The sequence below is a fragment of the Saccharopolyspora sp. NPDC050389 genome (genome assembly GCF_040655595.1).
Taxonomy (GTDB): Bacteria; Actinomycetota; Actinomycetes; order Mycobacteriales; family Pseudonocardiaceae; genus Saccharopolyspora.
The window spans coordinates 27,336-38,586 of record NZ_JBFAKG010000093.1 but is presented as its reverse complement, the minus strand read 5'-3'; the positions used below and the strand labels follow the sequence as shown (position 1 = coordinate 38,586).

Below are 11,251 nucleotides of genomic sequence, written 5' to 3'. Positions count from 1 at the left end.
ATCCACCGGCTCCGACATGCCAGCCATACCCAGAGCCCCCGGGCCCTCCGATCCTACGAATGACCAGATCAGACCCACGCCTTGAAAGGTAGGACGCGCATGCGCCGGATCACGAAGCTCGCGGGGGCGGCGGCTGGGGCCGCGCTGCTGTTCCTGGGCGCCGCCCAGGCGACCGCGACCAGCGAACCCATGGCGATCGCCGGGACGACGATCTTCACCAAGGGCGAGGGCGGCTACAACTGCTTCCGCATCCCGGCCCTGGTTCGCACCCAGGACCGGAGCGCGCTGCTGGCGTTCGCGGAAGGCCGCCACAACAACTGCGACGACACCGGCGACATCGACGTGGTGCTCAAACGCTCGACGGACGACGGGAAGACGTGGCGGCCGCTGGAGCTGGTGACCGACGGCGCCGGCGACACCCGCGGCAACCCGGTGCCGATCATGGATCGCGCCACCGGCCGGATCTCGTTGCTGACGACGCACAATCCGGGCCCGCAGTGCAACGGCAACGGCTGCACCAGGACGCCGTTCCTGCAGCACAGCACGAACCCGCAAGGTACTCAGTGGACGAAGCCGGTGGCTCAGCCGCAGCTGACGAAGCCGGAGTGGAACACCTGGTACGCCACCGGGCCGGGCCACGGCCTGCAGATGACCCGGGGCGAGCACGTGAACCGCATGGTGGCGGGCATCAACTTCGAGGGCGATGGCGGCGTGAAGGGCGCCGGGATCGTCTACAGCGACGACGGCGGGACGAACTGGCAGCTCGGCGCGCTGGACGACCGGACCGGCAAAGCCGTCAAGCCGCAGGAGCTGAGCCTGCTGGAAACGGTCGACGCCGAGATCTACGCGGCGGCCCGGAACCAGGACAACTCGGGCACGACGATCGCCGAGGGCAACCGCGCGCACGCCGTCAGCGCGGACGGCGGGGCGACGTTCCGCTCGCCGTTCGAGGTCGTGCCGCAACTGAAGGGGCCGGTCGTGCAGGGCTCGGTGGTGCGCCTGCGCGCGACGACGGCCGGCGACCCGCACAACCTGATCCTGTTCTCGGGGCCGTACAACACGAATCCGGACATGGACCACCGCCGCCACACGATGCGCATCCGCACGTCGTCGGACGAGGGCGCGACCTGGCAGGAAGTGGGCACGGTCGTGGACGCGACCTGGTCGGCCTACTCGGACCTGATCAACCTGGGCGGCGGCTGGGCCGGTCTGCTCTACGAGGCGGGCTCGCCGAGCTCCGGCGACGCGAACCAGACGATCCGCTACGCGAGGTTCAACGAGAACGACCTGGCCCGCTGAAAATCCGTTGGCACGACACATGATCATCACCGCCCGGCGCCCGCACGAGTGACCGCTGGAGGGCGCCTTCGAGCGGCTTGCCCGAAGGCGCCCTTCGGCCACTGTGGACAGATCGGTCAGGGCTGGTTCGGGGCGTCGGCCGCGATGGCGTAGCCACGGACCCACTGCGGATGGTCGCCGACGAGGCCGCCGGGACGACGCCCAACGCGACCAGTGCCGCGGCACCGATCGCGCCTAGCCGGAAAAGCCTTCTGGCGCCCGGAGTTCGCATCCGAACCGCCCGGAACGATCAGCCGAGCTTCGCGCCCGCGTGCAACGCGACACCGGAGTTGGCGGCGACGGTGGCGGTGAACTTGCCGTCGCCGCCGACCTCCACCGCATCTCCGGTGCACGACCCGTCGGAGAGCTCGCCAGTCATCACGTTGCAGTAGGTTCCCGCGGGCAGCGACGTCTGGAAGGACTGCGACAGCTCGCCGCCTTCCCGGTTGATCACGACGAACCCGGCGTCACCGCGCCCGAACGCGATCTGGCCGTTGCCGTTGTCCCACCAGCCGGTGAGCTCCTCGCCCTGCACCGCGGCGTGGAAGCCGGCCATCCCCGCGATGATCGTGCGCCGGTGCTCGCACACCCACGCCGAGTTGTCACAGCTGGCGGCCTCGGTCGTGCCGTCCGCGGCGGCGGGCGGCCCGGCGTCGGCGTTGTCGAAGGCGAAGCTGGAGATCAGCTGCGGCGTCCCGTACGGGTAGGCCAGCTCGAACGCGACGGCCAGGTCGTAGGTCACGCCGTCCTTGTAGGTCAGGGTCGGCGAGCTGCGCTGCGTGTCGTGGTTGTCGATGAAGACCACCGCCTGCTCGCTCGGCAGCGGCATCTGGTCCGGCAGATTCGCCAACCCGGCCAGCGAACCGTTCTTGAACGCGTTGGCAACCGTGCCGTAGTAGGCGAACTCGGTGACGTCGCCGTTGCCGGCGTACTCCCCCGCCGTCGTCGTGCCGTCCGCGATCACCTCCTGGAAGACGTACGGCTTGGCGCCGGTCCCCGGCACGGCCTGCAGCGCCCCGAAGATCGCGCCGACGTCCTCCGGCGGCATGTGCTTGACGCCGTCCACCCGGAACCCGGACACGCCCAGGCCGACCAGGTCGTTCAGGTAGGCGATCTCGGTGTTGCGCACGTACTCGGACTCGGTCGCGAGGTCCGCCAGACCGACGAGTTCGCAGTTGCGCACCTCCCACTTGTCGTTGTAGTTGGCGATGTCCCGGCGGCAGCCGTGGAAATCGGCGTCCGAGTAGACGCCCGGGTAGTCGTACTTCGAGTAGGACGAGCCGCCGCTGCCCGGCCCGCTGCCGGCCGATCCGGTGCCGCTCATGTGGTTGACCACGGCATCGGCGTAGATCTGCACGCCCGCGGCGTTGCAGGTCTGCACCATCGCGGCGAACTGCTCCCGGTTGCCGCGCCGGGACTGCAGTTGGTAGCTCACCGGCTGGTAGTCCTGGTACCAGGGATGGCCCGCGCCGGCGAGCACCACGTGCTCCTGCGGCGGCGACACCTGCACCGCGCCGAATCCCTTGGGGCCGAGGAAACTCGTGCACTCCTGCGCGATGGAATCCCAGGGCCACTGGAACATCTGGATGATCGGCCCGCGCACCGGCGCGGCGGCGGGCACCTCCGGCGAGCCCGCCGCGGCGGGCACCAGGGCCGTGCCGCCGAGCACCGCGGCCAGCAGCAGGAACGGCATTCGCATGACAACCTCCTCTGCGTCGAGTGGGTCGCCTACGATCACATTTTCTTGCAGATGTTAAGTCAATACACCATCCGAACCAGCATCCACCTGCCTAAATCCTTGCAAAAAATTGCGAATTATTCGAAAGAATCCGATGTGGATATGGAGCCGATCCGCTCCAGCCGATGCAACGCAACAGGATGCCGTTTCCGCAGGTGATCGCCCGTGAGCGTTTCGGGGTGCTATGACGACCCAAAACACTCACGGATCCTGACCAGGCAGAACACCACCCAGCAGCGAACCGCTGGCGCTCGGTGACCGCGCGTGCACCGAGCGCACCGCCGCGCCCGGCCCGGCCGCACGCCGGGTGCGCGGCGGACAATGGCGGCATGCGCGAAGTGGAGATCCGGGACGACATGATCCGGCTCGGACAGCTGTTGAAGCTGGCGGGCCTCGTCGAGCACGGAGCGGAGGCGAAGGAGCTGCTGGAGGACGGCCAGGTCGAGGTCAACGGCGCGGTCGAGACCCGCCGCGGCAAGCAACTGGTGGAGGGCGACGAGGTGCTCCTCGGCGGCGAGATCGTCCGAGTGGTCACCCGCTGACGACCGCCGCACCAGACGAAAGGCGAAGGGCGCCTCCAGCCGAACTCCCGGCCGGAGGCGCCCTTTCACGCCACTCGTGTCACAGCGCCTCGTGCACGATGCGGCCGCCGACGATCGTGCAGGCCACCCCGAGATCCGGCAGCTCGTCCGGTGCGCAGGTGCGCGGGTCGCCGTCGAAGACGGCCAGGTCCGCCCGCATACCCACCCGGACGCGCCCGGCCACCTCCTCCTCGCCGGCGCCGTAGGCCGCCTCCGTGGTGTACCCGGCGAGCACCTGCTGCGCGGAAAGCGCCTGCTCTGGCAGCACGGGCGCCCGGTCCGGCTCGGCGACCGGGCGCCGCAGCCTGGCTCCCGCCATGATCTCCCTCGGGTCGAAGGCCGCGATCGGCCAGTCCGAACCGAGCGCGACGTGGCCGCCCGCGGCGAGGATGTCGCGATACCGCCACGCCCGCCCGCAGCGTTCCGCGCCGATGCGCGTCGACCAGTTGTCCGTGTGGTCGGGCAACGTCCAGTCCATGTGGGTCGGCTGCATGGAGGCGACGACGTCGAGCTCGGCGAACCGCGCGACGTCGCGGTCCTGGAGCAGCTCGACGTGCTCGATGCGGTGCCGCCCACCGCGCACTCGGCGTCCAGGGCCCGTCGCTGTACACGCACGTGGACGGCAAGGACGACATCCTCGAACTGGTCACCGAGATCATGGTCGCCGACATCCCGGCGTCGGACCTACGCCCGCAGGACTGGCGCGGCGGCCTGCTGCACTGGGCGCGCGGCTACCGGGAGGCGTTCGCCAAGCACCCCAACGCGGTGGCGATCATCGCCCGCCGCGCGGTGACGATCAGCGATTCGCGGCAGGCCTACGACGACGTGATCGAGATGCTCACCGCCGTGGGCTGGACCCACGCGGCCGCGCTACGCGTGGCCTTCGGCATCGACTACGTGGTCCTCGGCTCGATCCTCGCGCCGTTCTCCCCCGGCTTCGACCAACCGCTCGGCGACGAGTACCCGGCCCTGCGCACCGCGGTCCGCACCGTCGACGCGGCGGAGGTCGACGCCGATGCCTTCCAGGACGCCATCACGGCCTACGTCGCGGGCCTGCCCGATCCCGCGTGATCGACGGTGCCGCCTGGGACGATGGCGGCATGAACGAGGAAATCATCCCGATTCTCCGCGTCGCCGACGCCGAAGCCGCGGTCGCGTGGTACGAGCGGCTGGGCTTCGCCGCGCAATGGGAACACCGCTTCGAACCGGGGCTTCCCGCGTTCGTCGAGGTGGCGCGCGGCCCGGTGAAGCTGTTCTTGTCGGAGCACGAGGGCGACGCCCGCCCCGACACGCTGGTGTACCTCCGCGTCCGCGACGTGGATGCCATCGCGGACGCGTTCGGCGTCCAGGTCGAGGACGCCGACTGGGGGCGCGAGATCGAACTGCGCGATCCCGACGGCAACCGGCTGCGGGTGGGCGCGCCCGCAGCGTGAGCTCGCGAACCTGCCGGAACAGCAAGAAGGCCGGTGCCCACGGGCACCGGCCTCATGCCAGATCGGCTTGCTCGATCAGTGGAACGAGTCGCCGCAGGCGCACGACCCGCCGGCGTTCGGGTTGTCGATGGTGAAGCCCTGCTTCTCGATCGAGTCAACGAAGTCGATCACCGCGCCCTGCAGGTACGGAGCGCTCATCCGGTCGACGACCACACCCAGGCCCTCGAAGTCCCGCCGGACGTCGCCGTCGAGGCTCCGCTCGTCGAAGAAGAGCTGGTACCGCAGGCCCGCACAGCCGCCGGGCTGCACGGCGATGCGCAGGTGCATGTCGTCGCGGCCCTCCTGGTCCAGCAGGGCCTTGGCCTTCTGGGCAGCCGAGTCGGTCAACGTGACACCGTGGGCGGGCGCCTCGCTCTCGGTCGTGGTGTTCGGAGCGGTCATGGACTCTCCCTAGAGGTCTCGCTCATCCGATTCCGGCGTGAGGTGCAACCGCACCCGGACTCGGGCTATTCCCACGGGCGCCGCCCGGGGGAGCTGTGTCTTGTCTCCTCCGCCTATGGTGGCACAGCTGCCCGCCTAGCTGGTGTGATGTGGCTACCCCATGTCTGTTCCGCCCGCAGGTGTCCGGTCTGCTGCAGCCCCGGCCGGGGCGTCGAATACCCTGTTGGAGTGAGGTTCCTTCGCCGTAACAGCGCTGAGCAGACCGCCACCACCGAGTCCGACACCGAGACCGGTCAGGCTGCGGCGGAGCATGCCCCCAATCACACTCCCAAGAAGGGGAAGCCGACGCCGAAGCGCCGAGAGGCCGAAGGCAAGCGGCGCGGCCCGGTCCCGCCGCCGCCGAAGACCCAGCGCGAGGCCGTCAAGCGGGCGCGCGGCAACAAGGACGAGCGCCGCCAGGCGGCCAAGGAACGTCGCGAGCGGATGATGCAGGGCGACGACCGCTACCTGATGCCCCGCGACAAGGGCCCGGTGCGCGCGTACGTCCGCGACCTCGTCGACACCCGGCGGCACCTGATGGGCCTGTTCATGCCGCTGGTGCTGATCGTGTTCGCCAGCACGCTGGCGCAGAACCTGGTGATCCAGCAGTACGCGACGCTGTTCTGCATGGTGCTGCTGGTGATGATGGTCGTCGAGGGCACCCTGCTCGGCCGGTACGTGAACAAGCGGGTGCGCGCGAAGTTCCCGGACGCCAAGGACCGCCCGTTCTCGCTGGGCTGGTACGCCTTCACCAGGGCGATGCAGATCCGCAAGCTCCGAGTCCCCCGCCCCCGCTACACCCCCAAGGACATCGCCAAGGTCGCTTGATCCCGGCGTTTTCTCGGGTGTCGCACCGGCTCAGGCGAGCCGATCTTCCATGCCCGGTTCCGGGTAGCGTCGCGGCGACGTCGTAGGTACGGGGACCGGAGGTTTTCCTGGTGGGTGTGCGCACGCTGGTGCTCGGTGGGGCTCGTTCCGGCAAGTCCGCTCATGCCGAGGGATTGGTTCCGGCCTCCGCGCCCGTCACCTACGTCGCCACCGCGCGGCGGGATCCGGACGATCTCGAGTGGGCCGAGCGGATCGCTTCGCACGTCGCCCGGCGGCCCGACACCTGGCGGACCGTGGAGGCCGGGGACGCCGCTTCGCTGCTGCGCGTGCTGGCCGGGGCCGAGCCCGCGGCGACGGTGCTGGTCGACGACCTCGCGACGTGGCTGACCGGGGTGCTCGACGACGCCGGCGCGTGGGATCGCGATCCGGGTGCGCTCGACGTCGTGGCCGAGCAGTGCACCGAGCTCGTCGAGGCCGTTGCCGGGTGTTCTGCGCGGGTGGTGCTCGTCTCCGCCGAGGTCGGCCTCGGGGTCGTTCCGGCGACCAGGTCTGGGAGGCTGTTCCGAGACGAACTCGGCTCGCTCAACGCCCGGCTGGCCGAGGCTTGCGACGAGGTCGTCCTGCTCGTCGCCGGGCTTCCGCTCCGGCTGCGCTGAATCAACGGAGGTTTTCGCTTGTCCACCGACGACCAGAACCAGTCCGGCCCGATCGGGTTCCCGGCGGTACCGGCGCCCGACGAGCAGGCCCGGCGGCAGGCGGTCGCCCGGCACGAGCAGCTGACCAAGCCCGCCGGTTCGCTGGGACGGTTGGAGGAACTCGGCGTCTGGGTCGCGGCCCGGCAGGGCAGCTGCCCGCCGCGCCCGTTCGCCCGCCCACGCGTGATCGTCTTCGCCGGGGACCACGGCATCGCGTCGCACGGCGTCTCGGCCTACCCGAGCGACGTGACCGGCCAGATGGTCGGCAACTTCCTCAGCGGCGGCGCGGCGGTCAACGCGCTGGCCGCCGGCGCCGGTGCGACGGTGCGCGTGGTGGACATGGCGGTCAACACCGACACACCGCCGGTGGTCAGCGCGCACAAGGTGCGGCGCGGGTCGGGCGCGATCGACCGGGAGGACGCCCTCACCGCCGACGAGGTGGACGCCGCGATCAACGCCGGGCGCACCATCGCCGACGAGGAGGTGGACTCCGGCGCCGACCTGCTCATCGCCGGGGACATGGGCATCGGCAACACCACCCCGGCCGCGGTGCTGATCTCCGTGCTCACCGGGACCGAGCCGGTGGCGGTCGTCGGCCGCGGCACCGGCATCGACGACAACGCCTGGATGCGCAAGACCGCCGCGATCCGCGACGCGCTGCGCCGCGCCAGGAAGGTGCTCAACGATCCGGTGGCGCTGCTGCGGACCTCGAGCGGGGCCGACCTCGCCGCGCTGGCCGGGTTCCTCGCGCAGGCGGCGGTGCGGCGCACGCCGGTGCTGCTGGACGGAGTCGTGGTGGGCGCGGCGGCGCTGGTCGCCGAGGAGCTCGCGCCCGGCGCCCGGCAGTGGTGGCTCGCCGGGCACCGCTCCGCCGAACCGGGCGGGCCGCTGGTGCTCGACCACCTCGACCTCACCCCGATCCTCGACCTGCAGATGCGGCTCGGCGAAGGTTCCGGGGCGCTCACCGCGCTGCCGGTGGTCAACGCCGCGGTGCGGGTGCTGCGGGAGATGGCGACCTTCGCCGAGGCCGGCGTCGTCGGTCCGACCGAAGTCGAGGCCACCGGCCCGACGGCGTGACGGCGCTGGACGGCCTGCGCCTGGCGGTGTCGTGGCTGAGCGTGCTGCCGGTGTCCGCGCAGCGCGTCGACGACCGCACGTGCCGCCAGGCGATCTCCTTCGCTCCGCTGGTCGGCGCGCTGGTCGGCGCTTTCGGCGCCGCCGCGCTCTGGGCGCTGACCGCGCTCGGCGCTCCCCCGCTGCTGGCCGGGCTGCTCACCGTCGGTGTGCTGGTGCTGGTCACGCGGGGCATGCACGTGGACGGCCTGGCGGACACAGTGGACGGTCTCGGCTGCTACGGGCCGCCGGAGCGCGCGCTGAACGTGATGCGCGACGGCGGGGCCGGGCCGTTCGCGGTGGTCGCGCTGATCCTCGTGCTCGGTGTCCAAGCGGCCAGCCTCGCCGAACTGGCGAACGCGCCGCTGACGCTCGTCCTCGCCTGCGCGGTCGGCCGCGCGGGATTCGTGCTGTGCTGCCGAACCGGAGTGCCTGCCGCACGCCCGGAAGGCATGGGTGCGCTGGTGGCGGGCAGCCAACCCACCTGGCTCGTCGCCGCCTGGTGGCTCGCGCTGCTCGCGGTGGCCGCCTTCGGCTTCGGCTGGCACGCGGCCGTCGCCGTGGTCCTCGCCGCGGCCCTGCTGCTCGCCTTCACCTGGCACACCCGGCGTCGTTTCGGCGGAATCACCGGAGACGTCCTCGGCGCCGCCTCCGAACTCGCGACCACCGTCGTCCTCGCCACCGCGGCCATCGCCTGATCCGGAAACGAGCGAAGGGCACCTCTCGCGCCGAGAGGTGCCCTTCGCTTCGAACGGGACGTCAGCCGAGCTTGGTCATCCAGCCGTGGGTGTCGGCGACCGTGCCGTGCTGGATGCCGGTGAGGCGCTCGCGCAGCTTCATCGTCACCTCACCCGGGTGGCCGTCGGCGACGGTGAACTCGCCGTCGCGGTGCTTGACGTGGCCGACCGGGGTGATCACCGCGGCGGTGCCGCAGGCGAAGACCTCGGTGAGCTCACCGGTCGCGGCCTTCTTCTCCCACTCCTCGACGGTGACCTTCCGCTCCTCCACCTGCATGCCGAGCTCCCTGCCCAGCTCCAGCAGCGACGAGCGGGTCACGCCGGGCAGCAGGCTGCCGCTGAGCGCCGGGGTGACCAGGCGGGCGTCCGAACCGGAGCCGAACACGAAGAACAGGTTCATGCCGCCCATTTCCTCGACCACGTGCCGCTCGCACGCGTCGAGCCACACCACCTGGTCGCAGCCCTTCTCCACGGCCTCGGCCTGCGCGGCGAACGACGCCGCGTAGTTGCCCGCGAACTTTGCCGCACCGGTGCCGCCGGGGGCCGCGCGCACGTACTCGTGGCTCAACCACACCGTGACCGGCTTGACGCCGCCGGCGAAGTACGAGCCGGCCGGGGAGGCGATCAGCGCGTAGAGGTAGGCGTTGGACGGGTGGTTGACCCCGAGGCCGATCTCGGTGGAGATCATGAACGGCCGCAGGTACAGCGAGCTCTCCTCGGCGGTCGGCACCCAGGCGCCGTCCACCGCGATCAGCTCGCGCAGCGACTCGACGAACAGCTCCTCGGGCAGCTGGGCCATCGCGATGCGCTGCGCCGAACGCTGGAACCGCCGCGCGTTCGCGTCCGGGCGGAACGCCGCGATCGAACCGTCGGGCTGGTGGTAGGCCTTGAGCCCCTCGAAGATCGCCTGCGCGTAGTGCAGGACCGAGGTCGCCGGATCGAGCTGCAGCGAGTGGTAGGGCTCCACCGCGGCGTCGTGCCAGCCGCGCTCGTCGGTCCACTTGATGGTCACCATGTGGTCGGTGAAGTACCGTCCGAATCCCGGATTCGCCAATACTTCCGCGCGGCGCTCGTCGCTGGCCGGTTGCGGGTTCAGGGTCCGAGCGAAAGACAGTGCTCCAGTCATGCGCGTACCGTATCGCGCGCCTCGGAGCAGTGGAAACCCGATCTACGGAACTTGGTCGTCCAAATATCCGTCGTCCGCCTACTCAACGCTGAACCAACGCCACCGTTCGTGACGCGAGGCGGTGGAGCCGGGCGGACCGACGCCTATGATGTGACCATGACGCACGCCCAGAACACCCCGGTCCCGACGGGGCCCACGACGACGTCGCAAGACGTGCTGGCCGCCACCCTGGCGGCGCTGCTGCCGCTGGGCGGCGGCATGCTGGTGATGCTCGGCTACTCGTGGCTCGACATCTTCGGCGTGATCCTGGGCGTCGCCGGAGCGGCCGGCTGGGCCTTCTGGTGGCGCAACAAGCACAAGTCGTTCTTCCCGAAGGACCTGCGCGGCGGCTCGGTCGGCGGGATCGGCGCCGCGGTCGCCGTCGTCGGCATCCTGCTGTTCATCTCGCTCTGACACCTCGGGCCGGGTGCCTTCCGGGCAATCCGGAAGGCACCCGGCCCCGGTTCATCAGGCGATCAACAGTCCCTCCGGGAGGGACGGAAGTGCCCACTTCGGATCGGGCAGGGTGTCACAGTAGGTGCCGTCGAACGGGAACCGGCCCGCCTCGGCCAACGCGATCATGCGTTCGCCTTCGGCCCGCAACCGGTTCAGGTGCTGCTCGTCGAACCGGCCGGCGGCCAGCGCGTCGGCCAGCTCGTGCTCGTCCTTCCAGGACCAGCACCCGTCCGGGAACACCTCGACGTCGAGCACCCCGTCGACGCGCCGGACGCCGGTGGCGTCCCTGCCCAGGGGCACTTCGAGGTTGACGTACCAGTTACGGAAGGTGCCGTCGGGCTCGAAGAACCACCAGACCGATACCCAGCGGTGCTCGTACACCAGGCGCAGCGTCGAAGTGCCGCGCCAGGTCGACCTGGCAGGCACCCGCGGCCCGTTGAAGCGCTCCGCCAACGGCATCTGGCGCGGCGAGCGGCCGTCCGGGGAGGTGGTGACCCGGATCGGCGTTCCGTCCAGGACCCAGCAGAGCAGGTGGTCACCGTCGTCCTCGACCACCCGTGCCGGGTGGACGGTGCCGAGAGAGCCGTCCAGCCGCCAGAAGCTGTAGTGCACTTCCTCGCCGGGGGCCCACTTAGGCGATTCGCCGGTGGATTTCAGGGGAATGTTGGCAACACTCGTTTTGAGCAT

General features: G+C 70.7%; 14 protein-coding genes. 9 read left to right on the top strand and 5 right to left on the bottom strand.

What is annotated here, in order from left to right; genetic code table 11:
* The first annotated feature begins 99 nt into the window (after positions 1-99).
* On the top strand, positions 100-1,299 hold the full coding sequence (locus AB0I53_RS39935; RefSeq protein ID WP_358614254.1) for a sialidase family protein: 1,200 nt from the start codon (positions 100-102) through the stop codon (positions 1,297-1,299).
* A 289-nt stretch (positions 1,300-1,588) separates the two neighbouring features.
* Here the strand turns inward: AB0I53_RS39935 and AB0I53_RS39930 are convergent, their stop codons facing one another.
* Positions 1,589-3,037, bottom strand: coding sequence for an alpha-amylase family protein (locus AB0I53_RS39930; protein WP_358614253.1), 1,449 nt, complete (start codon positions 3,035-3,037; stop codon positions 1,589-1,591).
* A gap of 368 nt (positions 3,038-3,405) precedes the next feature.
* Here AB0I53_RS39930 and AB0I53_RS39925 point away from each other — a divergent pair, with 368 nt between their 5' ends.
* Positions 3,406-3,618, top strand: coding sequence for an RNA-binding S4 domain-containing protein (locus AB0I53_RS39925; protein ID WP_358614252.1), 213 nt, complete (start codon positions 3,406-3,408; stop codon positions 3,616-3,618).
* A gap of 79 nt (positions 3,619-3,697) precedes the next feature.
* Here the strand turns inward: AB0I53_RS39925 and AB0I53_RS39920 are convergent, their stop codons facing one another.
* Entirely contained in the window at positions 3,698-4,240 is a 543-nt protein-coding gene (locus tag AB0I53_RS39920) for an amidohydrolase family protein (RefSeq protein ID WP_358614251.1), read from the bottom strand.
* A gap of 32 nt (positions 4,241-4,272) precedes the next feature.
* On the opposite strand from AB0I53_RS39920, the gene AB0I53_RS39915 reads away from it, so the two are divergent.
* Positions 4,273-4,728 (top strand): TetR/AcrR family transcriptional regulator C-terminal domain-containing protein, encoded by a 456-nt coding sequence (locus tag AB0I53_RS39915; RefSeq protein ID WP_358614250.1) that lies wholly within the window; start codon positions 4,273-4,275, stop codon positions 4,726-4,728.
* A gap of 29 nt (positions 4,729-4,757) precedes the next feature.
* Positions 4,758-5,090: a glyoxalase superfamily protein gene (locus tag AB0I53_RS39910; protein WP_358614249.1), complete on the top strand. Its 333-nt coding sequence runs from the start codon at positions 4,758-4,760 to the stop codon at positions 5,088-5,090.
* Between the two features lie 75 nt (positions 5,091-5,165).
* On the opposite strand, the gene AB0I53_RS39905 is transcribed toward AB0I53_RS39910, so the two are convergent.
* Positions 5,166-5,531: an iron-sulfur cluster assembly accessory protein gene (locus AB0I53_RS39905; protein WP_358614248.1), complete on the bottom strand. Its 366-nt coding sequence runs from the start codon at positions 5,529-5,531 to the stop codon at positions 5,166-5,168.
* A gap of 228 nt (positions 5,532-5,759) precedes the next feature.
* On the opposite strand from AB0I53_RS39905, the gene AB0I53_RS39900 reads away from it, so the two are divergent.
* The 4 genes from AB0I53_RS39900 to cobS all read left to right on the top strand — a co-directional run bounded on the left by AB0I53_RS39900 (position 5,760) and on the right by cobS (position 8,904).
* Positions 5,760-6,398: a DUF3043 domain-containing protein gene (locus AB0I53_RS39900; RefSeq protein ID WP_358614247.1), complete on the top strand. Its 639-nt coding sequence runs from the start codon at positions 5,760-5,762 to the stop codon at positions 6,396-6,398.
* 110 nt (positions 6,399-6,508) lie between these two features.
* Positions 6,509-7,054: a bifunctional adenosylcobinamide kinase/adenosylcobinamide-phosphate guanylyltransferase gene (cobU, locus tag AB0I53_RS39895; protein WP_358614246.1), complete on the top strand. Its 546-nt coding sequence runs from the start codon at positions 6,509-6,511 to the stop codon at positions 7,052-7,054.
* 18 nt (positions 7,055-7,072) lie between these two features.
* Entirely contained in the window at positions 7,073-8,170 is a 1,098-nt protein-coding gene (gene cobT, locus AB0I53_RS39890) for a nicotinate-nucleotide--dimethylbenzimidazole phosphoribosyltransferase (RefSeq protein ID WP_358614245.1), read from the top strand.
* Entirely contained in the window at positions 8,167-8,904 is a 738-nt protein-coding gene (cobS, locus tag AB0I53_RS39885) for an adenosylcobinamide-GDP ribazoletransferase (RefSeq protein WP_358614244.1), read from the top strand. Before cobT ends, cobS begins: the two co-directional genes overlap by 4 nt.
* Before the next feature lie 61 nt (positions 8,905-8,965).
* Here cobS and AB0I53_RS39880 read toward each other — a convergent pair whose 3' ends face one another.
* Positions 8,966-10,069, bottom strand: coding sequence for a branched-chain amino acid aminotransferase (locus tag AB0I53_RS39880; protein ID WP_358614243.1), 1,104 nt, complete (start codon positions 10,067-10,069; stop codon positions 8,966-8,968).
* A 156-nt stretch (positions 10,070-10,225) separates the two neighbouring features.
* Here AB0I53_RS39880 and AB0I53_RS39875 point away from each other — a divergent pair, with 156 nt between their 5' ends.
* Entirely contained in the window at positions 10,226-10,522 is a 297-nt protein-coding gene (locus AB0I53_RS39875; protein ID WP_358614242.1) for a hypothetical protein, read from the top strand.
* Between the two features lie 54 nt (positions 10,523-10,576).
* Here AB0I53_RS39875 and AB0I53_RS39870 read toward each other — a convergent pair whose 3' ends face one another.
* Positions 10,577-11,251, bottom strand: coding sequence for a DUF402 domain-containing protein (locus AB0I53_RS39870; RefSeq protein WP_358614241.1), 675 nt, complete (start codon positions 11,249-11,251; stop codon positions 10,577-10,579).

Coding starts and splice junctions, on each gene's coding strand:
- AB0I53_RS39905 (WP_358614248.1), bottom strand. CDS start 5,531: ATGACCGCTCCGAACACCACGACCGAGAGCGAGGCGCCCGCCCACGGT.
- AB0I53_RS39880 (WP_358614243.1), bottom strand. CDS start 10,069: ATGACTGGAGCACTGTCTTTCGCTCGGACCCTGAACCCGCAACCGGCC.
- AB0I53_RS39875 (WP_358614242.1), top strand. CDS start 10,226: ATGACGCACGCCCAGAACACCCCGGTCCCGACGGGGCCCACGACGACG.
- AB0I53_RS39925 (WP_358614252.1), top strand. CDS start 3,406: ATGCGCGAAGTGGAGATCCGGGACGACATGATCCGGCTCGGACAGCTG.
- AB0I53_RS39935 (WP_358614254.1), top strand. CDS start 100: ATGCGCCGGATCACGAAGCTCGCGGGGGCGGCGGCTGGGGCCGCGCTG.
- AB0I53_RS39910 (WP_358614249.1), top strand. CDS start 4,758: ATGAACGAGGAAATCATCCCGATTCTCCGCGTCGCCGACGCCGAAGCC.
- AB0I53_RS39870 (WP_358614241.1), bottom strand. CDS start 11,251: ATGCTCAAAACGAGTGTTGCCAACATTCCCCTGAAATCCACCGGCGAA.
- AB0I53_RS39930 (WP_358614253.1), bottom strand. CDS start 3,037: ATGCGAATGCCGTTCCTGCTGCTGGCCGCGGTGCTCGGCGGCACGGCC.